Source organism: Streptomyces sp. NPDC040410, from assembly GCF_055595715.1.
This window is the reverse complement of record NZ_JBVIVK010000002.1, coordinates 500,420-524,385: the sequence shown is the minus strand read 5'-3', so window position 1 is coordinate 524,385 and position 23,966 is coordinate 500,420. Positions and strand designations below refer to the sequence as shown.

The 23,966-nt window shown below is 70.1% G+C and carries 20 protein-coding genes; 10 read left to right on the top strand and 10 right to left on the bottom strand.

The window, feature by feature from the left end; translation table 11 throughout:
• Positions 1 to 10 precede the first annotated feature (10 nt).
• Positions 11 to 913: an LLM class flavin-dependent oxidoreductase gene (locus ACZ562_RS06415; RefSeq protein ID WP_471174488.1), complete on the top strand. Its 903-nt coding sequence runs from the start codon at positions 11 to 13 to the stop codon at positions 911 to 913.
• Between the two features lie 76 nt (positions 914 to 989).
• Positions 990 to 1,877 (top strand): HAD hydrolase family protein, encoded by an 888-nt coding sequence (locus tag ACZ562_RS06410; RefSeq protein WP_471174487.1) that lies wholly within the window; start codon positions 990 to 992, stop codon positions 1,875 to 1,877.
• A gap of 17 nt (positions 1,878 to 1,894) precedes the next feature.
• Here the strand turns inward: ACZ562_RS06410 and ACZ562_RS06405 are convergent, their stop codons facing one another.
• The 5 genes from ACZ562_RS06405 to hisC form a co-directional block, all read right to left on the bottom strand.
• Positions 1,895 to 2,965, bottom strand: a complete 1,071-nt coding sequence (locus tag ACZ562_RS06405; RefSeq protein ID WP_471174486.1) for a M23 family metallopeptidase — start codon at positions 2,963 to 2,965, stop codon at positions 1,895 to 1,897.
• A 158-nt stretch (positions 2,966 to 3,123) separates the two neighbouring features.
• The gene (cydD, locus tag ACZ562_RS06400; RefSeq protein ID WP_471174485.1) at positions 3,124 to 6,642 is read right to left on the bottom strand and encodes a thiol reductant ABC exporter subunit CydD; all 3,519 of its coding nucleotides are present in this window, start codon (positions 6,640 to 6,642) and stop codon (positions 3,124 to 3,126) included.
• 12 nt (positions 6,643 to 6,654) lie between these two features.
• The gene (gene cydB, locus ACZ562_RS06395) at positions 6,655 to 7,659 is read right to left on the bottom strand and encodes a cytochrome d ubiquinol oxidase subunit II (RefSeq protein ID WP_471174484.1); all 1,005 of its coding nucleotides are present in this window, start codon (positions 7,657 to 7,659) and stop codon (positions 6,655 to 6,657) included.
• A gap of 20 nt (positions 7,660 to 7,679) precedes the next feature.
• Entirely contained in the window at positions 7,680 to 9,188 is a 1,509-nt protein-coding gene (locus ACZ562_RS06390) for a cytochrome ubiquinol oxidase subunit I (RefSeq protein ID WP_471174483.1), read from the bottom strand.
• A 231-nt stretch (positions 9,189 to 9,419) separates the two neighbouring features.
• Entirely contained in the window at positions 9,420 to 10,499 is a 1,080-nt protein-coding gene (gene hisC / locus ACZ562_RS06385) for a histidinol-phosphate transaminase (protein ID WP_471174482.1), read from the bottom strand.
• Between the two features lie 440 nt (positions 10,500 to 10,939).
• Here hisC and ACZ562_RS06380 point away from each other — a divergent pair, with 440 nt between their 5' ends.
• From ACZ562_RS06380 to ACZ562_RS06370, 3 genes are all read left to right on the top strand, one after another.
• Positions 10,940 to 12,052, top strand: coding sequence for a LacI family DNA-binding transcriptional regulator (locus ACZ562_RS06380; protein WP_471174481.1), 1,113 nt, complete (start codon positions 10,940 to 10,942; stop codon positions 12,050 to 12,052).
• Positions 12,053 to 12,237: 185 nt separating this feature from the next.
• Positions 12,238 to 13,335 carry a metallophosphoesterase gene (locus ACZ562_RS06375; protein WP_471174480.1) on the top strand — a complete coding sequence of 366 codons (1,098 nt, stop codon included), beginning with the start codon at positions 12,238 to 12,240 and terminating at the stop codon, positions 13,333 to 13,335.
• A 193-nt stretch (positions 13,336 to 13,528) separates the two neighbouring features.
• Positions 13,529 to 14,395 (top strand): hypothetical protein, encoded by an 867-nt coding sequence (locus ACZ562_RS06370; RefSeq protein ID WP_471174479.1) that lies wholly within the window; start codon positions 13,529 to 13,531, stop codon positions 14,393 to 14,395.
• Between the two features lie 208 nt (positions 14,396 to 14,603).
• Here ACZ562_RS06370 and thiC read toward each other — a convergent pair whose 3' ends face one another.
• Positions 14,604 to 16,418: a phosphomethylpyrimidine synthase ThiC gene (thiC, locus tag ACZ562_RS06365; RefSeq protein ID WP_471174478.1), complete on the bottom strand. Its 1,815-nt coding sequence runs from the start codon at positions 16,416 to 16,418 to the stop codon at positions 14,604 to 14,606.
• A 254-nt stretch (positions 16,419 to 16,672) separates the two neighbouring features.
• On the opposite strand from thiC, the gene ACZ562_RS06360 reads away from it, so the two are divergent.
• Positions 16,673 to 18,157 carry a YibE/F family protein gene (locus ACZ562_RS06360; RefSeq protein ID WP_471174477.1) on the top strand — a complete coding sequence of 495 codons (1,485 nt, stop codon included), beginning with the start codon at positions 16,673 to 16,675 and terminating at the stop codon, positions 18,155 to 18,157.
• 179 nt (positions 18,158 to 18,336) lie between these two features.
• Here the strand turns inward: ACZ562_RS06360 and ACZ562_RS06355 are convergent, their stop codons facing one another.
• From ACZ562_RS06355 to ACZ562_RS06340, 4 genes are all read right to left on the bottom strand, one after another.
• Positions 18,337 to 18,774 (bottom strand): SsgA family sporulation/cell division regulator, encoded by a 438-nt coding sequence (locus ACZ562_RS06355; protein ID WP_471174476.1) that lies wholly within the window; start codon positions 18,772 to 18,774, stop codon positions 18,337 to 18,339.
• Positions 18,775 to 18,872: 98 nt separating this feature from the next.
• Complete coding sequence (locus ACZ562_RS06350; RefSeq protein WP_471174801.1) at positions 18,873 to 19,607, bottom strand: IclR family transcriptional regulator; 735 nt, start codon at positions 19,605 to 19,607, stop codon at positions 18,873 to 18,875.
• A gap of 381 nt (positions 19,608 to 19,988) precedes the next feature.
• Entirely contained in the window at positions 19,989 to 20,201 is a 213-nt protein-coding gene (locus tag ACZ562_RS06345; RefSeq protein ID WP_471174475.1) for a DUF5326 family protein, read from the bottom strand.
• Positions 20,202 to 20,359: 158 nt separating this feature from the next.
• On the bottom strand, positions 20,360 to 20,677 hold the full coding sequence (locus tag ACZ562_RS06340; protein WP_471174799.1) for a cupin domain-containing protein: 318 nt from the start codon (positions 20,675 to 20,677) through the stop codon (positions 20,360 to 20,362).
• Positions 20,678 to 20,735: 58 nt separating this feature from the next.
• Here ACZ562_RS06340 and ACZ562_RS06335 point away from each other — a divergent pair, with 58 nt between their 5' ends.
• From ACZ562_RS06335 to ACZ562_RS06320, 4 genes are all read left to right on the top strand, one after another.
• Complete coding sequence (locus ACZ562_RS06335; protein ID WP_471174474.1) at positions 20,736 to 21,113, top strand: phage holin family protein; 378 nt, start codon at positions 20,736 to 20,738, stop codon at positions 21,111 to 21,113.
• 7 nt (positions 21,114 to 21,120) lie between these two features.
• Positions 21,121 to 21,612 carry a low molecular weight protein-tyrosine-phosphatase gene (locus ACZ562_RS06330; protein ID WP_471174473.1) on the top strand — a complete coding sequence of 164 codons (492 nt, stop codon included), beginning with the start codon at positions 21,121 to 21,123 and terminating at the stop codon, positions 21,610 to 21,612.
• The gene (locus ACZ562_RS06325) at positions 21,609 to 22,763 is read left to right on the top strand and encodes a cystathionine gamma-lyase (RefSeq protein ID WP_471174472.1); all 1,155 of its coding nucleotides are present in this window, start codon (positions 21,609 to 21,611) and stop codon (positions 22,761 to 22,763) included. The genes ACZ562_RS06330 and ACZ562_RS06325 overlap by 4 nt, the downstream gene beginning before the upstream one ends.
• Positions 22,764 to 22,996: 233 nt before the next feature.
• Positions 22,997 to 23,902 carry a LysR family transcriptional regulator gene (locus tag ACZ562_RS06320; protein WP_471174471.1) on the top strand — a complete coding sequence of 302 codons (906 nt, stop codon included), beginning with the start codon at positions 22,997 to 22,999 and terminating at the stop codon, positions 23,900 to 23,902.
• The last annotated feature ends 64 nt before the right edge of the window (positions 23,903 to 23,966 follow it).

Genomic DNA, 23,966 nt, shown 5'->3' with positions numbered 1-23,966 from the left:
GCTCGAACCCATGAGTCTGCGTCTGAGCACCGTGATCCTCCCCCACCGCCGCTGGCACGAGGGAGGTCGTGCGGCATGGCAGCGTGCGGAGCAGCTCGGCTTCCACGCCGCCTTCACGTACGACCACCTGTCCTGGCGCAGCTTCCGGGACGGTCCGTGGTTCGGTGCCGTGCCGACGCTGACCGCCGCGGCGGCCGTCACCGACCGGCTGCGCCTGGGCACCCTGGTGACTTCGCCGAACTTCCGCCACCCGGTGACCCTCGCCAAGGAACTCATCTCCCTCGACGACATCTCCGGGGGCCGGGTCACGCTCGGCGTCGGCGCGGGCGGCACCGGCTTCGACGCCACCGCGCTCGGCCAGGAGCCGTGGACCCCCCGCGAGCGTGCCGACCGGTTCGGGGAGTTCGTCCCGCTGCTGGACCGGTTGCTGACCGAGGATTCCGTGTCATACGAGGGCGACTACTACTCGGCGCACGAGGCGCGCAACATCCCGGGCTGTGTGCAGCGCCCCCGGCTGCCCTTCGCGGTGGCCGCGACCGGGCCGCGCGGGCTTGGGATCGCCGCGCGGTACGGACAGGCATGGGTGACCACGGGCGACCCCAAGCTGTACGAGAAGGGCACTCCTGAACAGTCGATTCAAGCCATTCGCGGACAGGCCGACAGGCTGGCCGACGCGTGCGCCGAGATCGGCCGGGACGTGACCGGGCTCGACAAGATCCTGCTCACCGGTTTCACCCCGGACCGCGGCCGGCCGCTGCAGTCACTCGACGCGTTCGTGGACTTCGCGGGACGGCACCGGGAACTGGGCTTCACCGAGATCGTGGTCCACTGGCCCGTCCCCGACTCCGACTTCGCCGCGGACGAGAAGGTCTTCGAGCAGATCGCCATGGAGGTACCCGCGCAACTGGGCTGAGTCGGCGAAGCTCGAGGCTGCCGGTGAGGGCGGTAACCACTCACCTGTGCGGACTCCTGCACGGTCGTGCGGGCATATGCGGGAGAATGGCCGGGTGACCTCAGCGACTCGACAGCCCGAGACCCCGGCCGCCACCGTCCCGCCCCGGCTGATCGCCACCGATCTCGACGGCACTCTGCTGCGCGACGACAAGTCGGTCTCCCCGCGCACGGTCGCCGCCCTCGCCGCCGCCGAGGAGGCGGGTATCGAGGTCTTCTTCGTCACCGGCCGCCCGGCCCGCTGGATGGACGTCGTCAGCGAACACGTCCACGGTCACGGCCTGGCGATCTGCGGCAACGGCGCCGCCGTGGTCGACCTGCACGGTGGCCCCGGCACCCACCGGTTCGTGAAAGTGCGGGAGCTCGCGCGGGAGAACGCGCTGGACGCCGTACGGCTGCTGCGCGAGGCCGCGCCGGGCACGGTGTACGCGGTCGAGCAGACGTACGGCTTCTACCAGGAGCCGGACTACCCGAAGCTCCACATGGAGATCCCCGACAGCCTCGCGCCCGCCGAGCGGCTTCTCGCGCCGGACGCGCCCGGCGCCGACGAGCCGGTCCTCAAAATCCTGGCGTACCACCCCCGGATCGACCCGGACGCCTTCCTCACCCTCGCCCGCCTCGCCATCGGCGACCGCGCCAACGTCACCCGCTCCAGCCCCAGCGCCCTGCTGGAGATCAGCGGCCCGGGCGTCTCCAAGGCCAGCACGCTCGCCCTGTCCTGTGCCGAGCGCGGCATCTCCCACGAGGAGGTCGTCGCCTTCGGGGACATGCCGAACGACGTCGAGATGCTGACCTGGGCGGGCCGGTCGTACGCGATGGGCAACGCGCACCCGGATGTGCTCGCCGCCGCGTCGGGGAGGACGGTCGCCAACAACGAGGACGGCGTGGCGGTCGTGATCGAGCGGATGCTGGCGGAGCGGGCGTAGGACCTGTCCGGGGCGCCCTATCCGACCCGCACACCTCGTGCCGTCAGCCAGGGCACCGGGTCGATCGCCGAACCCGATTGTGGCGTGACCCGCACCTCGAAGTGCAGATGCGGGCCGGTGGAGTTGCCGCTCGTGCCCGACTGCCCGATCCACTGTCCGGTGGCGACACGCTCCCCCTGGTCGACGGTGACCGCGGCGAGATGGGCGTACTGGGTGTAGTAGCCGCCTCCGTGCTCGATCACGATCTCGATGCCGAACGGGCCTCCGCAGGACACCTTCACCACCCGGCCCGCCCCCACCGCCCGCACGGGCGTGCCGATCGGCACCGCGAAGTCCTGTCCGGTGTGCCGGTTCGCCCACCGCGAGCCGCCGCTGCCGAACCCCGCGGACAGCTCGTACCCCTCCACCGGCGCGACCCACGCGCGCGTGAGGTCCGACGGCGGCTGGTCCAGCCGGACGGCGCCGCGGCAGGAACCTGCCGCGACGGAGGCGTTCGCCTGGTCCTGCAACTGCCACCGTGCCTCTTCGAGCTTCTGCTCGATCCCCTGCTTCAGCTCGGCGAGTTCGGTGTTCCGCTTGTCCAGCGCCTGCCAGGCCGCCGCGGCCTTCGCCTCGTCGGCGGCGAGCCGTGCCTCGGCCCGGCGGCTCTTGCCGATGGCGTTGTTGACGGCGAGATCCGCCTGCCACACGGCGTGCTGACCGCGCATCAGCTCTTCCGGGTCGTCCGCCAGGATCATCTGCGCGGCGAGCGGCAGACCGCCGCCGTCACGGTACTGGGCGCGCGCGATACGGCCCAGATCCTCGCGCATGACGGCGATCTCCCGCCGCTCGCGGTGGAGGAGTTCCTCGTACCGGTGCGCCCGCGCCCGCTGCGCCTCGGCCTCGCTCCGCCCCGCCTCGTACTGCTGCGTCGCCAGGGCGGCGTCCTCGTAGAGGCGCGCCACCTGACCGCTGAGCCCGGAGTCCGTTCCGGTGCCGCCCGGGGCGCCGTCGCCGTCGCCGGCCGCATCGGCGGGCGGGGTCGCGAGCAGGGCGAGCGCGCACAGCAGCGCTGGAACGAGCAGCGGATGGCGGCGAAGTGATCGCATGTCAGCGATCGTGGCCCGTGCCGAGGTTCGCGGTCCTGTTCAAGTCGTACGGTTGGGGGAACCGTTGGTGCGGACGGGTCACGCGCAAGCCTGGCAGGCCGTTTCCCGCGCGGCGAGTCCGGCCGCAGGACGCCCGCTTCCGTACCGCTGGGCCCTGTCTAGCGCGCCCCCGCCGGCTGCTCCGACTCCGCCTCCCGCTCCACCATCGTCCGCAGAGGCCCCTCCACGGCGGCCAGCTCCTCGTAGGAGCCCCGCTGCACCACCCGCCCCTCGTCCAGCACGACCACCTCGTCGACCGCCGCAAGTCCGGCCAGCCGGTGGGTGATGAGCAGCGTCGTGCGGCCCTCGGTGGCGGCCAGCAGATCGGCGGTGAGCGCGTCGGCCGTCGGCAGGTCGAGATGTTCGGCGGGCTCGTCGAGCACAAGGACGGGAAAGTCCGCGAGCAGCGCACGGGCCAGCGCCAGCCGCTGCCGCTGTCCGCCCGACAGCCGCGCCCCGTACTCGCCGACCAGGGTGTCGAGCCCGTCGGGCAGCCCGTCGGCCCAGTCGAGCAGCCGGGCCCGCGCGAGCGCGTCGCGCACCTCGCCCTCGGTGGCGTCCTTCTTGGCGAGGAGGAGGTTCTCACGCACCGAGCTGTCGAAGAGGTGCGCGTCCTGCGCGCACAGCCCCACGAGCCGCCGTACGTCGTCGCCGTCCAGCGCGTACGCGTCCACGCCGTCCAGCGTGTACGAGCCCGCGTCCGCGTCCAGGAAGCGCAGCAGTACCTGCGCCAGCGTCGTCTTGCCGGAGCCGGAGGGCCCGACGACGGCGGTTCGTCGGCCTTCCTCCAGGGTGAGGTCGAGTCCGGCCAGGGCGTCCCGGTCCTGCCCTGAGTGGCGGGCGGCCAGGCCTTTGACGACGAGCGGGAACGGCGACGCGGGCGCCGGCTGCGGCTGCTCCGGCTCCCTTACGGGTTCGGGGGCGTCCAGCACCTCGAACACGCGCTCGGCGCTTCTGCGCACCCGCTGCCGGTACTGAACGGCCGACGGCAGCCCGAGGACGGCTTCGAACGCGGCCAGCGGGGTGAGAACGACGACGGCCATGGCCACGCCGCCCAGCCGCCCGGCGGCGACCGCCTGGGCACCGAGGAGGGCGGTGGCGGCGACGGTCAGGCCCGACAGCAGCGCGGTGAGCCCGTCGCCGAGCGCGGTGGCGGTGGCGGCACGCGAGGCGATCCGGGTGAGGGTGCCGTCGGCCCGCCGCGCCTGTGCGGTGCGTGCGGGCAGGGCGCCGGCGACGGCCAGCTCGGCGGTGCCTGTGAGCAGGTCGGTCACGCGCGTTGCCAGCACTCCTCGGGCGGGGGCCAGCCTGCGCTCCGCTCGGCGTGCAACGGCACCGGTGACCAGCGGGACTCCGGCCCCGGCCGCCAGCAGCCCGGCCGCGAGCGCGGCGCCGGCCTCCGGCAGCATCCAGGCCGTGAAGGCGACGGACGCGGCGGACACCACGACCGCGGAACCGGCGGGCAGGAGCCAGCGCAGCCAGTAGTCCTGGAGTGCGTCCACGTCGGCGACGAGCCGGGAAAGCAGGTCGCCCCGGCGGGTCCTGCGCAGTCCGGCGGGCGCCAGCCGCTCCAGGCGGCGGTACACGGCGACGCGTGTGTCGGCCAGCATCCGCAGTACGGCGTCGTGCGACACGAGCCGCTCGGCGTACCGGAAGACGGCCCGCCCGATGCCGAAGGCCCGCGTCGCCGTCACGGCCACCATCAGATACAGCACGGGCGGCTGCTGCGAGGCCCGCGAGATGAGCCACCCCGACGTGGCCATGAGGCCGACCGCGCTGCCGAGGGCGAGGCTCCCGAGCAGCAGGGCGAGGGCCAGGCGCCCGCGCCGGGCGCCGGACAGGGCGCGGACGCGGACGAGTACGCCACCGGCGGTGGTCGTGCGGCCCGTCTCCGGTTCAGCAGGGGTGGTGCGGACGGGCCCGACCCGGACGGGCTGGGCCTGCGACCCCTCGGTCCCGGCGGGGACGCGAACACGCGTCTCGGGCTCCGCCGGCCGCACCGCCCCGTCCGGGGCTTCCAGCCGCACCACCCGGTCCGCCACTCGCAGCAGCGCCGGCCGGTGCACCACCAGCAGCACCGTCCGCCCGACGGCCAGCCGTCGTACCGCCTCCACGACCTCCGCCTCGGTGGCCCCGTCGAGCGCGGCCGTCGGCTCGTCGAGGAGCAGCACGGGCCGGTCCGCGAGGAACGCCCGGGCCAGCGCGAGCCGCTGCCGCTGGCCCGCGGACAGCCCGGCCCCGTCCTCGCCGAGCAGGGTGCCGGACCCTTGGGGCAGCGCGTCGACGAACTGCAGAGCCCCCGCGTCCGCGAGCGCCCGCCTTACGTCGGCCTCGTCCGCGTCGGGCCGCGCGAGCCGTACGTTCTCGGTGATCGTCCCTGCGAACAGATGCGGTCGCTGGGGCACCCACGCGATCCGCGAGCGCCACTGCCCGAGATCGATCTCGGCGAGATCCGCTCCCCCCGCCAGGACCCGTCCGGCGCTCGGCCGCACGAACCCCAGAAGCACGTTCAGCAGCGTCGATTTGCCCGCACCGCTGGGCCCGACGAGGGCGACGGTTTCCCCGGGCTCGACGGCGAAGGACACGTCCGACACGGCGTCCCCGGACCGGCCTGGGTAGCTGACCGTGACCCGCTCGAAGGCGAGGGCACCCGGCGGCACGGCGCCGGCCCCCGACGCCGGTACCGGCGTCTCCAGCACCGAGAAGATCTCCTCTGCCGCGGCGAGTCCCTCCGCCGCCGCGTGGTACTGCGCTCCCACCTGGCGCAGCGGCAGGTAGGCCTCCGGCGCCAGGACGAGGATGACCAGGCCGATGTACAGGTCCATCTCACCGTGGACCAGCCGCATCCCGATGGTCACGGCGACCAGGGCCACCGAGAGGGTGGAGAGCAGTTCCAGAGCGAAGGAGGAGATGAAGGCGATCCGCAGGGTGCGCATGGTCGCCTGCCGGTACGCGCCGGTGATCCGCCGGATCGAGTCGGCCTGCGCCTTGGCCCGCCCGAACACCTTCAGGGTCGGCAGGCCCGCGACCACGTCGAGGAAGTGCCCCGACAGCCGGGACAGCAGCCGCCACTGGCGATCCATCCGGGACTGGGTGGCCCATCCGATCAGCACCATGAAGAGCGGAATGAGCGGGAGGGTGCCGACGATGATGGCCGCCGACACCCAGTCCTCGGTCACGATCCGCGCCAGCACCGCCACCGGCACGACCACGGCGAGCCCCAACTGCGGCAGATAGCGCGCGAAGTAGTCGTCGAGGGCGTCCGCTCCCCGCGTTACGAGGGCGACCAGTGATCCCGTCCGTTGCCCGCTCAGCCAGCCGGGGCCGAGCGCCACCGCGCGCTCCAGCAGCCGCCCTCGCAGCTCCGACTTGACCGCCGCACTCGCCCGGTGGGCGGCGAGCTCGGTGAGCCAGGAGACCAGGGCGCGGCCCAGCGCGACGGCCACCAGCAACAGCAGGGGGGTGCGGAGTTCGGAGACCGGCATCCCGTGCTGGAAGGCACCGACCACCACTTCGGCGATGAGCATCGCCTGCGCGATGACCAGCCCCGCACCGACGGCCCCCAGGCCGACGACAGCCACCAGGAAGAGGCGGGTGGCGCGGGCGTATCGCAGGAGTCGCGGATCGATCGGTTTCACGTGAAACACACCTCAGTGCGTGGCATCGGCGATGTGCTGTGTCCCGATCCGCTTGCGGAACACCCAGTAGGTCCAGCCCTGGTAGAGCAGGACGATCGGTGTGGCGACCGCCGCGCACCAGGTCATGATCTTCAGGGTGTACGGGCTCGACGAGGCGTTGGTGACCGTGAGGCTCCAGTTCTCATCGAGCGAGGACGGCATGACGTTCGGGAAGAGCGTCAGGAAGAGCATGGCCACTGCGGCCACGATAGTGACGCCGGACAGTGCGAAGGACCATCCCTCACGCCCGGCCTGGTTCGCCACCAGCGCCGCGACCAGTCCGGCGACGGCCACGACGAGCGCGACCAGGCTCTTGCCGTCACCGCTGTCGATCTGCGTCCACAGCAGGAAGACCAGCGCCGACACGGCGGCGGTGAGACCGACACGCAGCGCCAGTCTCCGCGCCCGCTCCCGGATGTCCCCTACCGTCTTGAGCGCCGTGAACACCGCGCCGTGGAAGGTGAACAGCGTCAGCGTCACCAGCCCGCCGAGAAGGGCGTACGGGTTGAGCAGGTCCCAGAAGGTGCCGACGTACTCCAGGTTCCGGTCGATCTTCACGCCCCGCACGATGTTGCCGAAGGCCACGCCCCACAGGAAGGCCGGGATCAGCGAGGTCCAGAAAATCGCGGTCTCCCAGTTGCGCTGCCACTTCTCCTCGGGCCGCTTCGCCCGGTACTCGAAGGCGACGCCCCGGACGATCAGGCAGACCAGGATGATCAGCAGGGGCAGATAGAAGCCGGAGAAGAGGGTGGCGTACCACTCGGGGAAGGCGGCGAAGGTCGCGCCGCCCGCCGTGAGCAGCCAGACCTCGTTGCCGTCCCAGACCGGACCGATGGTGTTGATCAGCACCCGTTTCTCGGACCGGTCGCGGGCGAGCAGCCTGGTGAGGATGCCGACACCGAAGTCGAACCCCTCCAGGAAGAAGTAGCCGGTCCACAGGACGGCGATGAGGACGAACCAGACGTCGTGAAGTTCCATGACTGTGCAGCTCCCTCGGCCTAGTACGAGAAGGCCATCGGCTTGTCGGCGTCACGGGAGTCGCCGCCGATCTTCGTGGGCGGGTTGAGGTCGGCCTCGGTGAGTTCTGGCGGGCCGGCCTTGACGTACTTCACCAGCAGCTTGACCTCGACGACGGCGAGGACGGCGTACAGGGCGGTGAAGACGATCATCGAGGTGAGGACCTCGCCCTGGGAGACACCGGGGGAGACCGCGTCGCGGGTCTGCAGCACGCCGTAGACGACCCACGGCTGGCGGCCCATCTCGGTGAAGATCCAGCCCCAGGAGTTGGCGATCAGCGGGAAGGCCAGGGTCCAGACGGCCAGGAGCCAGTACAGCCTGGTGAGCTTGGGGTTGAGCGCCTTGTTCCTGAAGAGGACCAGATGCGGCACCTCGTCGTCGCCGACCCTCAGGTGCTGCGACAGCATGAACTTCTTGCGCGTGAGCCACAGGCCGGCCACGCCGATGGCGAGGGACGCCATGCCGAAGCCGATCATCCAGCGGAAGCCCCAGTAGGCGACGGGGATGTTGGGCCGGTAGTCACCGGGTCCGAACCGCTCCTGCTCGGCCTTGTTGACGTCGTTGATGCCGGGCACGTACGAGCTGAAGTCGTCCTTGGCGAGGAAGGACAGCAGGCCCGGGACCTCTATGGCGACCTTGTTGTGCCCCTTGTCGACGTCCCCGTAGGCGAAGACCGAGAAGGGCGCGGGCGCCTCACCGTCCCACAGCGCCTCGGCGGCGGCCATCTTCATCGGCTGCTGCTCGAACATGATCTTGCCGAGAACGTCGCCGCTCACGGCGGTGAGCAGGCCGCCGACGGCGACGGTGACCAGACCGAGCCGCAGCGAGGTCTTCATCTCACGGATGTGCTTCCTGCGGAGCAGGTGATAGGCGGAGATGCCGACCATGAAGGCACCACCGGTGAGAAACGCGGCGGACAGGGTGTGGAAGACCTGGGCGAGCGTGGTGTTCTGCGTCAGCACCAGCCAGAAGTCGGTGAGCTCGGCCCGCCCCTTGGCCTCATTGATCTTGTAACCCACCGGGTGCTGCATCCACGAGTTCGCCGCGAGGATGAAGTACGCCGACAGGATCGTGCCGATCGAGACCATCCAGATGCAGGCGAGATGGATCCTCTTCGGCAGCCTGTCCCAGCCGAAGATCCACAGGCCGATGAAGGTGGACTCGAAGAAGAACGCGATCAGGGCCTCGAAGGCGAGTGGGGCTCCGAAGATGTCCCCGACGAAGCGGGAGTAGTCCGACCAGTTCATGCCGAACTGGAACTCCTGCACGATGCCGGTGACCACCCCCATCGCGATGTTGATCAGGAAAAGCTTGCCCCAGAACTTGGTCGCCCTGAGGTACTTCTCCTTCTCCGTGCGCACCCAGGCGGTCTGCAGCCCGGCCGTGAGGGCGGCGAGCGAGATCGTCAGGGGGACGAACAGGAAGTGGTAGACGGTGGTGATCCCGAACTGCCATCGCGCCAGGGTCTCCGGCGCCAAAGCCAATTCCACGTCGTCAGTCTCCTTACATCGCCGTGTCCACGGCTGGATTTTGTCCCTTGTGTCACACGCAACAAGGGAGCAACCAGGACACGCTTGTGAACGCGTTCACATTCACAAGCAATTATGACGCATGCCCGTTCGAGACCTGAAAGGCGGGGGGTCCCGTAGCGCGACCCACCCGCCTCACCAGGCATGAACCTGTTCACGATGCCACCGACGGCGACGCCGGCCAGAGGCCGGTCAGAGCTCCTTGCGGAACCCTTCCGCCACCTTCAGGAAGATGTCGTTCGCCTCGTTCTCCCCGACCGTGACCCGCACACCCTCGCCCGGGAACGGCCGCACCACCACGCCCGCCTGGTCACACGCCGCCGCGAAGGCCACGGTGTGCTCCCCCAGCCGCAGCCACACGAAGTTGGCCTGCGTCTCGGGCACCGTCCAGCCCTGGGCACGCAACGTGTCGACCACCCGGTTGCGCTCGCACACCAGCGAGCCGACCCGGCCGAGCAGTTCGTCCTCGGCACGCAGAGAGGCGATGGCCGCATCCTGGGCCAGCTGGCTCACCCCGAAGGGCACCGCTGTCTTGCGCAGGGCGGCTGCGACCGGCTCGTGGGCGATCGCGAACCCGACCCGCAGGCCGGCGAGGCCGTACGCCTTGGAGAACGTGCGCAGGACGCAGACGTTCGGCCGGTCCCGGTACAGCGTCACGCCGTCCGGCACCTCCGCGTCGCGGACGAACTCGCGGTACGCCTCGTCCAGCACCACCAGCACGTCCCCGGGCACCCGGTCGAGGAACCGCTCCAGCTCGGCCCGCCGGACGGCCGTCCCCGTCGGGTTGTTGGGGTTGCATACGAAGATCAGCCGGGTCCGGTCGGTGATGGCGTCCGCCATGGCGTCCAGGTCGTGCACATCGCCCGGCGTCAGCGGCACCTGCACCGAGGCCGCGCCGCTGATCTGCGTGATGATCGGGTACGCCTCGAACGACCGCCAGGCGTAGATCACCTCGTCTCCGGGTCCGGAGGTCGCCTGCACCAGCTGCTGGGCGACACCGACCGAGCCGGTCCCGGTCGCCAAGTGGGACAGGGGCACCCCGAAACGCTCGGACAGCTCGTTCATGAGGCCCGTGCAGGCCATGTCCGGGTAGCGGTTGAACGACGAGGCGGTGGCCGTCACGGTCTCCATCACGCCCGGCAGCGGCGGATAGGGATTCTCGTTGGAGGACAGCTTGTACGCGACCGGGCCGCCCGCCACGGCCGGCTTGCCCGGCTTGTAGGTGGGGATACCCTCCAGCTCGGCACGCAGCTTGGGGCTCGTCTCGCTCACCGCAGTCCTCCTCGCGACCACCGGCGGGACCGTCCCACCACCGGCTTCCAATGCTCCTCACCTTATGAGGATTCGGCTCCGCTGCGTACAGGTGGGGAGCGGCCTCCTTCCCGGCGGGGCTCGGACCTCATCCATCACATCCGCACCAGGGGCATCACCGCGCGAAGGCATACGAATCGGGGGGCGCGGCCACATATATCTACGCGCCGGTGGCTCGCGCCGTGGCGCGCATCCCTCGTGAAGGTGAGTTGAGACCTCTTCGAGACATCGGGGACTTGGCAGGCCGGTGCACGCCGTCAAGTCACGTCCTGCCATTGGATCGCTCAACTCCCTTGCTTTCCAAGGAGTTTGATACCTATCGACCATGCAGAAACGTGCCTGTCAATGCGTGCATATGCGTCCGCCCTACCCCACCGGATGAGCCCTACTATCGGCTCGCCATGACAGCAGCAGGGAAGCAACAGGTGAGCCGCGCGGAAACCTCACGCCGAGGCAGCCGGCCGGGCCGGGCGGGCATCAGGGACGTGGCCGCCGCCGCCGGAGTCTCCATCACGACCGTCTCCGACGCTCTCAACGGCAAGGGCCGGCTTCCGGACGCCACCCGACGCCACGTCCGCGAAGTCGCCGACCGGCTCGGTTACCGCCCCTCGGCCGCCGCACGCACACTCCGTACCGGCAAGTCCGGGCTGATCGGCCTGACCGTGACGACGTACGGGGATGAACCTTTCACCTTCACCGAGTTCGCGTACTTCGCCGAGATGGCACGGGCCGCCACCTCCGCCGCGCTCGCCCGCGGCTACGCCCTCGTCATCCTCCCAGCGACCTCGCGCCACGACGTGTGGTCGAACGTCGCCCTCGACGGGACCGTGGTCATCGACCCGTCCGACCAGGACCCCGTCGTCAGCGAACTGGTCCGCCAGGGGTTACCGGTCGTCTCCGACGGCCGCCCGGCCGGCGCGCTCCCGGTCACCGCCTGGGTCGACAACGACCACGAAGCCGCCGTACTCGGCATCCTCGACCACCTGGCCGACGCCGGCGCCCGCCGTATCGGCCTGCTGACCGGGACCACGACGGACACGTACACCCATCTGTCGACCACCGCGTACCTGCGCTGGTGCGAGCGCGTGGGCCAGGATCCTGTTTACGAGGCCTATCCGGCGCACGATCCGTGCGCGGGCGCCGTCGCCGCCGACCGGCTCCTCGCCCGTCCCGACCGGCCCGACGCCGTCTACGGCCTGTTCGACCCGAACGGCACCGACCTGCTCGCCGCCGCCCGCCGCTACGGGCTGCGCGTCCCGGACGACCTGCTGCTGGTGTGCTGCAGCGAGTCCACCGTGTACGCCAACACCGAACCGCCCATCACCACGCTGTCCCTGAAGCCGCGCCGCATCGGCACCGCGGTGGTCCAGCTCCTCATCGACGCCATCGAGGGGGTCGAATCGGACCAACCGGTCGAGCAGGTGATACCGACCGAGCTGATCGTGCGCACCTCGTCCCAGCGACGTTCGCCGCGCACAACCGTCAGCCCGCCGCGGTCGCCCGAGAAGGGGTAGGGCACGGCCGCCCGCGTGGCGGCAGAAGCCCTGCCCAATCGGGGCGAAAGCGGCGGTGAAGTGGAGTCCCGCTCCGATTCACCACCCCTGGGTCATCACATGTCGCTATCCGCATTCCTATGATGGGCCCACGACACCGCGGGCCGCTGCGACCAGGCAGTCCGATGCGGTGCAGATGCGGCGCGATGGTGGAGGGGTCGATGACTCAGGGGGCCGGTCAGGGACCCGAGGTGGAGCGGACGGCGACGTTGCGCGACTTCCGGGTACCGGCATACGTCCACGAGACCGGGCCGTACCCGCAGAGCGCGCATGCCGACGAGGCCGTCAGACCCGTAGAGGAGCCGGTGGACCATCCGGAGGGGTACACGCCCACGCAGCGCGATCTCCCCGTCATCAACCGTGGTGACACGCTGCAGGTGACGATCGACCCGGCGTCCGCGCCGGCCCCGCAGCCGGCCGCGGGCCCCGGCCCTCTGTACGTCGTCGGCGACGTGCACGGCTACCTCGACGAACTGGTGGCCGCCCTGCAGGACAAGGGCCTCATCGACTCCGCGGGGAACTGGTGCGCGGGCACCGCCCGGCTGTGGTTCCTCGGCGACTTCACCGATCGCGGACCCGACGGCATCGGCGTCATCGACCTCGTGATGCGGCTGTCCGCCGAGGCCGCCGCGGCCGGCGGCTACTGCAAGGCCCTCATGGGCAACCACGAGCTGCTGCTGCTCGGCGCAAAGCGGTTCGGCGACACGCCCGTCAACTCCGGCGCGGGTACCGCCACCTTCCAGGCGGCCTGGCTGCTCAACGGCGGCCAGAAGACCGACATGGACCGGCTGCAGGACCACCACCTCCAGTGGATGGCCCGCCTCGACGCCGTCGAGGCGGTCGACGGCCACCTGCTCGTCCACTCGGACACCACCGCCTACCTCGACTACGGCGACTCGATCGAGGCGGTCAACGACACGGTCCGCGAGACCCTCACGCGCAATGACGCGGACGAGGTGTGGGACCTGTTCCGCAAGTTCACCAAGCGCTTCTCCTTCCGCGACGAAGGCGGAGCCGACGCCGTGCGCTCTCTGCTGGACACGTACGGCGGCACCCGCATCGTGCACGGTCACAGCCCCATTCCCTACCTCCTGGGCGAAGTCGGCTCCGAGGACGGCGAGGACACCGGCGACCCCGTGGTCGAGGGACCGCACGTGTACGCCGACGGACTCGCCATCGCGATGGACGGCGGGGTGACCATGGCCGGAAAGCTGCTGGTCCAGCAACTTCCCCTGGATATCTGAACGTTCACGGGGCAGGCACCACACGTGGCGGAGTGACCGGCGACGGCGCGGGCCGGGGGCCAATTTCTGCAAACCCCCTGTCACCGCCGGCCGTCGCCGCTCTACCATCGGCTTATCCGTAGCAGGCTCCCCTCCGTTTCTGCCCGACGGCTCGTCGCCATGCCGAGTCCCAAGCCCTACGGAGCATCGGGGGATGCACATGAACAGCGTTCCGCAGCACCTGTTGAGTGAGGACCGCCAGGAATACGAGCGGATCCTCGATGAGGCGCTGCGCTCCGCACCAAACCGCCCGGAACTGGCCGCTGTCGGACAGCGGCTCAACCCCGAACAACTGCGCACCATGGCGCTCAACGCCACCGCACTCATCACGGCGGCCGCGGCGACCGAGTACCAGCACTACGTGAAGGTCCGCGAGGAACTGCGCCAGCCGGCGCCGGCCACCCCTTCGACCGTTCGCGACACCGGCTCCTCGGAGCCGGGCGCGGGCGCGATGGGGCTTGCCACCACCATGGGGGAGGTCGCCGAGACCGCCGGCGCGGGCGCCGTCGCCGTCGTCGCGGTGCTGGCCCCCGTCCTCGCCGGAACCGCCGCGGCGATCTTCCTGCTCGTGGGCTACATCCTGAGGATGCTGGACCCCGAGCGGGCCTTCGCGCAGACCATGCTCACCACCGGCTGGGTGTTCGGCGCCATGACCGCGGCCGCGATCCTCGTCGCCGCCGTCGGGCTGCTGCTCACGGCCCTGCGCAACCGGCCCTCGCTCGCCACCGGCCCGTACGGCGAGATGAGCGAGGAGGTGGCCCGGGCCAGGGAAGCCTGGCGCGAGGCCCTTCTGGAGCGCGGCATCCTGCCCTTCCTGCGGGAGGCACTGGCCGGCCCCGGCACCGCCGCCCTGCGCCGTACGGCACCGCAGGCGCCGCCCAGCCGCATCCCGCACCTCGGCTATGACCGCCCGGGCTTCACCAGCCCCGACGACGGTCCGGCCCCGGGCCCGCGTCCGAGCTTTTCGAGCCCGGACTACACCAGCCCGGACTTCGGAGGACCGGAACACCAGCCGGAGTAGCCCCTCGGCTTGCGCCCCGTCCCGGCGAGCGCAAGCCGAACTCCCGGTCGCCGACCCGGGAGCCGCCGTGTTCACGGCGGATGTCCTGGGAGATCTTCATGCTGCAGAGCCCGGGTTCCCCGGTGGCGCCGTCACCACGGGCGGTGCCGGTGCCAGTTCTGCCAGTTGCCGGTGAGGGGCAGGTCTGCGGATCTGCCCCTCAGGCATGTCAGTCCGCCAGGGGGAGGTACACCCGGTTGCCGCTGGCCGCGAACTCCTTCGACTTCTGGAGCATCCCCTCGGCGATCTCCTCGTTCGAGGCACCTTCAGCAGCCGCACCGCCGAACCGCTCTGTGATGCTTTGACTGATCTTCATGCTGCAGAACTTCGGGCCGCACATCGAGCAGAAGTGAGCCGTCTTGGCGGGTTCGGCGGGCAGGGTCTCGTCGTGGAACTCACGTGCCGTGTCCGGGTCGAGGGCGAGGTTGAACTGGTCCTCCCACCGGAACTCGAAGCGGGCGTCGGACAGCGCGTCGTCCCACTCTTGTGCACCGGGGTGCCCCTTGGCGAGGTCGGCCGCGTGGGCGGCGATCTTGTAGGTGATGACGCCGGTCTTGACGTCGTCGCGGTTGGGCAGACCCAAGTGCTCCTTGGGTGTGACGTAGCAGAGCATGGCCGTGCCCCACCAGGCGATCATCGCGGCACCGATGCCGGACGTGATGTGGTCGTACGCGGGCGCGACGTCCGTCGTCAGCGGGCCGAGCGTATAGAACGGAGCTTCATCACAGATCTCCTGCTGAAGGTCGATGTTCTCCTTGATCTTGTGCATCGGGACATGGCCCGGGCCCTCGATCATGGTCTGAACATTGAAACGCTTCGCGATCCGGTTGAGTTCCCCGAGCGTGCGCAACTCCGCGAACTGCGCCGCGTCGTTGGCGTCCGCGATCGAGCCCGGCCTGAGGCCGTCGCCCAGCGAGTAGGTGACGTCGTAGGCGGCGAGAATCTCGCAGAGTTCCTCGAAGTTCTCGTACAGGAAGCTCTCCTTGTGGTGCGCGAGGCACCACGCGGCCATGATCGAGCCGCCGCGGGAGACGATGCCGGTCTTGCGGTTGGCGGTGAGCGGCACGTACGGCAGGCGCACGCCCGCGTGGACCGTCATGTAGTCCACGCCCTGCTCGGCCTGCTCGATGACCGTGTCCTTGTAGATCTCCCAGGTGAGCTCCTCGGCGCGGCCGTCGACCTTCTCCAACGCCTGATAGAGCGGCACGGTGCCGATCGGCACGGGGGAGTTGCGCAGCACCCATTCGCGAGTGGTGTGGATGTTGCGGCCGGTGGAGAGGTCCATGACCGTGTCGGCGCCCCACCGGGTCGCCCAGGTCATCTTCTCGACCTCTTCCTCGATGGAGGAAGTGACCGCCGAATTGCCGATGTTGGCGTTGACCTTCACCAGGAACCGCTTGCCGATGATCATCGGCTCGATCTCCGGGTGGTTGACGTTGGCCGGGAGCACCGCGCGGCCCGCCGCGATCTCCTCGCGTACCACCTCGGGCGCGACGCTCTCCCGGATGGCCACGTACTCCATCTCCGGCGTGATCTCGCCCTGTCGCGCGTACGCGAGTTGCGTGACCGCCTTGCCGTCGCGGCCGCGGCGGGGCTGGCGCGGGCGGCCCGGGAAGACCGCGTCGAGGTTGCGCAGGCCGCCTCGCGGAGAGGTGTGCTTGATGCCGTCGTCCTCGGGGCGGACCGGACGGCCCGTGTACTCCTCGGTGTCGCCGCGGGCGATGATCCAGTTCTCCCGTAGCGGCGGCAGCCCCCTGCGGACGTCCGTGTCCAGGAGGGGATCGGTATACGGGCCCGAGGTGTCGTACAGCGTGACCGACTGCCCGTTGGTGAGATGCACCTGGCGGACCGGCACCCGTAGATCGGGGCGTGAGCCCTCGACGTACGCCTTGTGCCAGCCAATGGACTTCCCGGCATCCCCGCTCGTCGATCCGTTGGACGGAATCTGCGTGGAGGCAGGCGTGCGTGCGTCCTGGTTGGTCATGAGACCTACTCCCTACGCCGGCATTACCCGGTAACAGGTTCGGCGGTCGACGCAGCGGTTTCCGTCCGGCGACGTTTCGTGTGAAACATCACTCGCTTCCGTCGATGTTTCATGTGAAACATCGACGGGACGGAGGTCAGCGCCCTCTCAGCCCGGTGCTCCGAGCTCCCGCGTGTGCAAAGGTTGCCCCCACGCTAGCGTCATTTGTGGCGCGGTGAACAGTGGGCCCCTCACGTTCTTGCGATGATCGGTCGGTGACCACGATGCATCAGCCCCCGTACCCGCCGCCCGGGCCACCCCGCAGGCCCGGAGCCGGGAGTACCGGCGGTTTCGGCGATGGCCATGCTTACGACGACGGGCACGGCCAGGAACCGGGAGCCGACGGCGGTCACGAACCCGGATCGGGAGACGGACACGGACCGGGCTCGGGCGCAGGTCATGGTCATGGTCATGGTCACGGCCATGGGCCGGCCGCGCCCGTATCCAAGCACCTGCGCAAGGTCATCGCAGCGATCCTCATCCCGTTCGCCGCGGCGGTGGTGGTCGGCCTCGTGGTGCTGTGGCCCGGCGGCGCCCCGCCGCACGAGCGCACCGGCGTCGGCTTCGACCGGCAGACCCAGCAGGCCACGGTCACCGAGGTCGTCAGTGTGAGCTGCAAGTCGGTGAACGCCTCGGGGGACACGCCGACCGGCGACACGTCCACCGCCGAGGGCTCGTCCGCCGAGCAGCAGGCGAACGGCACGTGCAAGACGGCCACCATCCGGGTCGACACCGGCGAGGACAAGGGCCGCACGTTCACGGAGATCGTCCAGCCCGACCAGTCACGGCAGTTGCACGAGGGCGAGAAGGTCTTGGTCGCCTACGAGCCCTCCGCGCCCAAGGATCTGCAGTACTCGGTCACTGACGTGAACCGCAGGATCCCGATGACCGTGCTCGCCGGTATCTTCGCGCTCGCCGTCGTGCTGGTGGGCCGGATGCGTGGCGTCATGGCGCTGGTGGCGCTGGCCGTCAGCTTCCTGGTGCTGACCTTCTTCATCCTGCCCGCGATCCTGCAGGGCTCGAATCCGCTGGTCGTGGCGGTGGTCGGGTCGAGCGCCATCATGCTGATCGCCCTCTACATGTGCCACGGACTGTCGGCGCGTACGTCGGTGGCGGTGCTCGGCACGCTGATCTCACTGGTACTGATCGGCGTTCTCGGCTCGGTGTTCATCGACTGGGCCTCGCTCACCGGCAACACGGACGACAACACCGGGCTGATCCACGGCCTGTATCCGTCGATCGACATGAGCGGTCTGCTGCTCGCCGGCATCATCATCGGCTCGCTCGGTGTCCTCGACGATGTGACGGTCACGCAGACGTCGGCGGTCTGGGAACTGCACGAGGCCAATCCGACGCTGGGCCCGCGCGGACTGTACCGGGCGGCCATCCGCATCGGCCGCGACCACATCGCGTCCGTCGTCAACACGCTCGTCCTCGCGTACGCGGGCGCCGCGCTGCCGCTGCTGCTGCTCTTCTCCATCGCCCAGAGCAGCGTGGGGACGGTCGCCAACAGCGAACTCGTCGCGCAGGAGATCGTGCGCACGCTCGTCGGCTCGATCGGTCTGGTCGCCTCGGTGCCCGTGACGACGTTGCTCGCGGCCGTGATGGTCTCGGCCGACCGGCCGGGCCAGGAGACGGTGTCTGCCGAGCCTCACCCGGCGCCGGCGCGCGGCAGCAGGGGCCGGCGGCGCAAGCGCTGAGGCGGTGACGCCGCAAACCGGATCACGCCCCTGCCTGGTTTCGCGACCAGCCGCCCGCCCCCGCCTCGTTCCGCTGCCACCCGACCGGCTCTGCTCGATCCCGCACAGCCGCCTGAGCAGAAGCGTTACTGCGCAGTCCCGCCGGGAAGCCTTCCACCAACCGCCCTGCCCGTAAGACCTCAGCCCGCGCTCTGCTCCTCCGCCAGGATGCGGTCTAGTGCCTCGTCGAGGTGGGCGTCGAAGTCGCCCAGCGCCCCTTCCTGGCCCAGCGGCACCAGCTTGTCGGTGCGGTCGAGGAAGGCGATGAGTGGCGCGGTCGACGAGCGGAACAACGCGTGGTCGCCACCTACCTGAAGCCGGATCAGGACGTCGCTCAGGGATTCGGGATCGGCGGGCGAGACCCGCACGTCTCCCTCCCCGCACGGCCGGCCCACTCCGTCGATCAGCAGTTCGCGACCGAAGGCCCAGGTGACCGGGGCGTCGCCGGGCAGATGGAAGGTCAGCCGGACGGCATAGGGATCACCGGTCTCGTACCGCAGTTCCACCGGGATGCGGAAGGAGAGCTCCTCGGAGACGAGAAAGCTCATCATGACCTCTGCCTGTACGGACTCGCGCATCGCCTACCCCGTCATTTGCCGTCGACTGGCCGGGAATGAATCTCTGACTCTGAGGGCATCTTGCTGAACGTACACGGCAGATCACAAGGAGTGAGTTTTCAGATACTGATAGAGATCGCGAGCGACCCGAGGAACCTGCCGATCTCCTGCTGCAACTGGTGCGCCGCGGGGAGCAGATGCGCGGCGTGGTGAGCAGGCAGGGAGATGGCCATCGTGGCGGCCGTGGTGCCCACCGTGATCGGGATGGCCGCACACACCGTCCCCAGCGCGTACTCCTGACGCTCGGTCACCGGTTCCCTTCGCGGCGTCCGCTCCAGACGCCGGAGCAGGATGTGGTTGTCGCGCACCGTGTACGGGGTGAGCGACTGCACCGGGTAGCGGTCGAGGTGATCGCGGCGGGCGTCCTCGTCCAGCTGGGCCAGCAGGCACTGCCCGATGGCGTGCGCGTGTCCGGTCTCACGGAAGTCGGCCCATTCCTCGACGGCCGGATTGCCCGGTGTGTCCGAGACACACATGATTTCGATCTCGCCGTCGCGGTACATCGCGTAGTAGACGGGCACACCGATCGCGTCGCGCCAGTGCGCGAGGGTGTCGGCCACCGTGCTGCGACGTTTCTGCTGGGCTCCGCTGCTGCCCAGTCGCTCGGCCGCCTCGCCGAGGAAGAACAAGCCCTTCTCGCGCCGCAGATAGCCCTCGTGCACGAGGGTGCGCAGCAGGTGGTACGCCGTGGGGAGGGCCAGGCCCGTCTCACGGGCCAGTTGTTTGGCGGGGGCTCCGTGTTCGTGCTCGGCGACGCATTCCAGGAGGCGCATCGCCCGCTGGACGGACCCGATGAGTGTGGCCGGGTTCGGTTGCCCGGACGGTGCCGTCGGGTGCCGCTGGACCGGCGGTGGCGTTGGGTGCGGCCGTGCGGGTTGCTCGGGGGGCCGCAGGCGGGTCCCCGGGGAGGGGACGGCGGACCGGGCCGTTGCGAGGGGTGCCTGGGTTTCCGTGGGTGCGGTGTCAACGGTGGCCAAGGGTCACTCCCGAAGCGCGAGGGGGCAGTCCGTGCGGGGGGGACACGGGAGGGGGTGTACGCCGCTCGCGGGGTTGTCCCCGCGTCGAATTCCGGACTCTAGCCGCGCTCCACCGCTGGCAGACGGCCCGTCCGGAAAACTTCCCTCGCCCGAGGGAACCGGTGATTCCTGTTACCGGTCACCGGTTGCCCGGGGTGCTCACCAGTCGCTGCGCGACGAGGAGCTCGACGTGAACTTCCGTACGACGTAGACCAGTCCGCCCAGCAGCGCGACGAAGACCAGCACCTTGAAGAGCAGGCCGATGACGAAGCCGACGACGCTCGCTATCAGCCCGCCGAACACGACGAGAGCGATGACCGGCACCGCGACCCACTTCACCCACCACGGCAGTCCCGCGAAGATCTCTCGCATCGCCCTCGCCCTTACCTCTCCGCCCGTCGCTGTGCCGGGTCCGCTCGATCCTGCTTGATGTCCTGCACTCGATGCTAGGGCGGCAAGGGGGCCGGACGGGGGCCTCGCATCCCTTGTCCTCCCCTGACCGATCCCCTAGGGAACCCTGAGGCGGCAGGTCAGCTCTCGGGCGGAGAGAACACCACCAGGACCCTCAGGTCCTCGCTGATGTGGTGGAACTTGTGGGCGACGCCGGCCGGTACGTAGACCACGCTGCCGCGTGCCACCTCGGTGGTCTCCAGGCCGACGGTGATCGCAGCGCGGCCGCTGACGACGAAGTACACCTCGTCCTGGTTGTGCGGCTGCTGCGGGTCGTGCTGGCCCGCGTTGAGTGCGTACAGGCCGACCGACATGTTCCGCTCCCGCAGGAACTGAAGGTAGGCACCCTCGTTGGCGGCGCGCTCCGCCTCCAGCTCGTCCAACCGGAATGCCTTCATCGACTTCGTCCGCCCTCGCCCATACTCGTAACCGATCTCTTCTGCCACGATCAGACACATGAAGAATTTCGTAGTCAAGACGCTCGCCAACGCGGGCGCTGTCGCGGTCGCCGTATGGCTGCTCGACAAGATCACCCTGACCGGTGACAGCACGGGCAAGAAAGTCGGCACGCTGATACTGGTCGCGCTGGTTTTCGGCCTGGTGAACTTCCTGGTCAAGCCGATCGTGCAGGTGCTGACCTTTCCCCTGTTCATCCTGACGCTCGGCCTGATCACCCTGGTGGTCAACGCCCTGATGCTGCTGCTCACCTCGTGGCTGGCCGACAAGCTCGACCTGAGCTTCCACGTCGAGGGCTTCTGGACCGCCGTGGTCGGCGGCCTGATCATCTCCATCGTTTCCTGGGCGCTCAACGTCGTCCTGCCCGACGGGGACTGAGCCCGCCATGACCTACCGCGTCTGCTTCGTCTGCACCGGCAACATCTGCCGCTCGCCGATGGCCGAGTCCGTCTTCCGCACCCGCGTTCAGGAGGCCGGGCTCGACGGCCTGGTCGAGGTCGACAGCGCGGGCACGGGCGGCTGGCACGAGGGCGACGGCGCCGACCCGCGCACCGTCGCGGTCCTTGAGGACAACGGCTACGAGTGCACCCACACGGCCCGGCAGTTCCAGGCGTCCTGGTTCTCCCGGCTGGACCTCGTCGTCGCCCTCGACGCCGGCCATCTCAAGGCGCTGCGCCGCCTCGCGCCCGGCGGACACGACGCGGAAAAGATCCGGCTTCTTCGCTCCTACGACTCCGCCGCCGGTGACGATCTCGGCGTACCCGACCCGTACTACGGGGGCATGGACGGCTTCGAGGAGTGCCTTGCGATGGTGGAGGCGGCGAGCGGGGGGCTGCTCGCCGCGGTACGAGAGCGCCTGGAGGGACGAGCGGCATGAGCGGTACGGATACGCCTGGGCTGTCCGCCGGCAGTGGTGAGGGCACGCGCGCGGTGCGGGCCGGGCTGCCCGAGCCGGTCAAGCACGCGCCGCCCCTGCCCGGGCCGGTGTTCGCCGCCCACTTCCATCTGCCGGGCGACCCCACGGGCCCGTACACCTACGGCCGCGACGAGAACCCGACCTGGACCCTGCTGGAGCGCGCCGTCGGCGAGCTCGAGGCTCCCGGGCGGGACGGCACCGAGACGCTCGTGTTCGCCTCGGGCATGGCCGCCGTCTCGTCCGTGCTCTTCTCACAGCTGCGCGCCGGGGACACGGTCGTCCTGCCCAGCGACGGCTACCAGGTGCTTCCCCTGGTGCGCGCCCAGCTGGAGGCGTACGGCATCGAGGTGCGCACCGCGCCGACCGGCGGCGACGCCCAGCTCGACGTCCTCGACGGCGCGAAACTGCTGTGGATCGAGAGCCCCTCGAATCCCGGCCTGGACGTGTGCGACATCCGCAGGCTCGTCGAGGCGGCACACGCGCGTGGCGCTCTGGTGGCCGTCGACAACACGCTCGCGACGCCACTCGGACAGCGCCCGCTGGAGCTCGGCGCCGACTTCTCGGTGGCCAGCGGCACCAAGCAGCTCACGGGGCACGGCGACATCCTCCTGGGCTACGTGGCGGGCCGCGACGCCGCGACCATGGCTGCCGTACGCCGCTGGCGGAAGATCGTCGGGGCCGTTCCGGGGCCCATGGAGGCATGGCTCGCGCACCGTTCGATCGCCACGCTCCACCTGCGCGTCGACCGGCAGAACACGAGCGCCCTCGCCCTCGCCGAGGCCCTGCGGGAGCTGCCTGAGGTGACCGGGCTGCGGTACCCGGGGCTGCCGGCCGACCCCTCGCACAAGATCGCCTCGCAGCAGATGCGCCGCTACGGGTGCGTGGTTTCCTTCACGCTGCCCACGCGCGCGCGTGCCGACCGTTTTCTCGAGGCACTGCGGCTCGTGGACGACGCGACCAGCTTCGGCGGAGTGCGCTCCACAGCCGAACGCCGTGGCCGCTGGGGCGGAGACGCGGTGCCGGAGGGCTTCATCCGCTTCTCGGTCGGAGCCGAGGATCCCGAGGACCTGGTGGCTGATGTGCTGCGTGCGCTGGAGGAGTCGGCGGACTGACGGCTTTGCGCTGCGCCGGTGGGTCTCGGGCTACGCACAACGGACGGTCCGAGCCTCCCCCCTCGTGGCTCGGACCGTCCCCGGTTCCGCGCGCGAAGAACCGCGCGACCAAGGCTAGTTGACTCTGTGTCAGTGTCCAATCACCGTAGCGACAGAGACCTATCGACTTATTTATAGTTGGGCGCGGGCCGGGGGCCGCACGTAGGGCAGGCAAGGGGAGGGGAGGGCGTGCGATGGATCTGGCCTTACTGCGCACGTTCGTGACCGTGCACCGGGCTGGTTCCTTCACCCGCGCCGCCGCGCTGCTCGGACTCTCCCAGCCGGCCGTCACCTCGCAGATCCGCACCTTGGAGCGGCAATTGGGCCGCCCTCTGTTCCTGCGGCAGGCCCGCGGAGTGACACCGACGACCATCGGCGACGAACTCGCCCACAAGGCGGCGCCGCATCTCGACGCGCTGGTGGAGATCGCCGAGAGCGGACTCGACGACGAGTCCTCCTTACGGACACTGCATCTCGCCGGCCCTCCTGAATTCACCGCCGAGCGGGCGCTGCCCGCGCTCACGGAGCTGACCGGCGAGGACGGACGGGGCTTCGCCCTGCGTGCCTCCTTCGGAAACGCCGAGGAAGCCCTGGAGGGACTCGCCGCCGGACATCAAGATCTGGCAATCAGTACGGCCCGACCCCGCGGTGCTCTGCTCACGGCGACGCCGCTCTGCGACGAGGAGCACCTCCTCGTCGCCGCCCCCCGCTGGGCCGGGCAGATCGGCCCCGGTGCACCCCGCCGCAAGGGGGCGCTCGCACTCGAGAACGTCCCCTTGGTCGAGGTGCACGAGTCGCTGCCCTTCGTCTCCCGCTACTGGGCCTCCGTCTTCGACTCCCGGCCGGCCGCTCCGGGCACCGTCATCGTGCCCGACCTGCGCGCGGTCCTCGCCTGCGCGGTCGCGGGCGCAGGCCTGGCGGTGCTGCCCCGCTATCTGTGCGGGGCCGCCCTGGAGCGCGGCGAGGTCCTCGCCCTGCACGATCCCGCGGTGCCGCCGCTGCGGACGTACTTCCTGGTGGTCCGCACGGGCACGCTGGCGATGCCGCACATCGCGCGTGCCCATGAGTGGCTGCTGCGCGCGGCCGTCGAGTGGTGCTGAGAGCTGCACCAGGGGAGATCGAGGTGCTGGGCCGCGCGGACATCACGCCATGAGCTCGATCGGT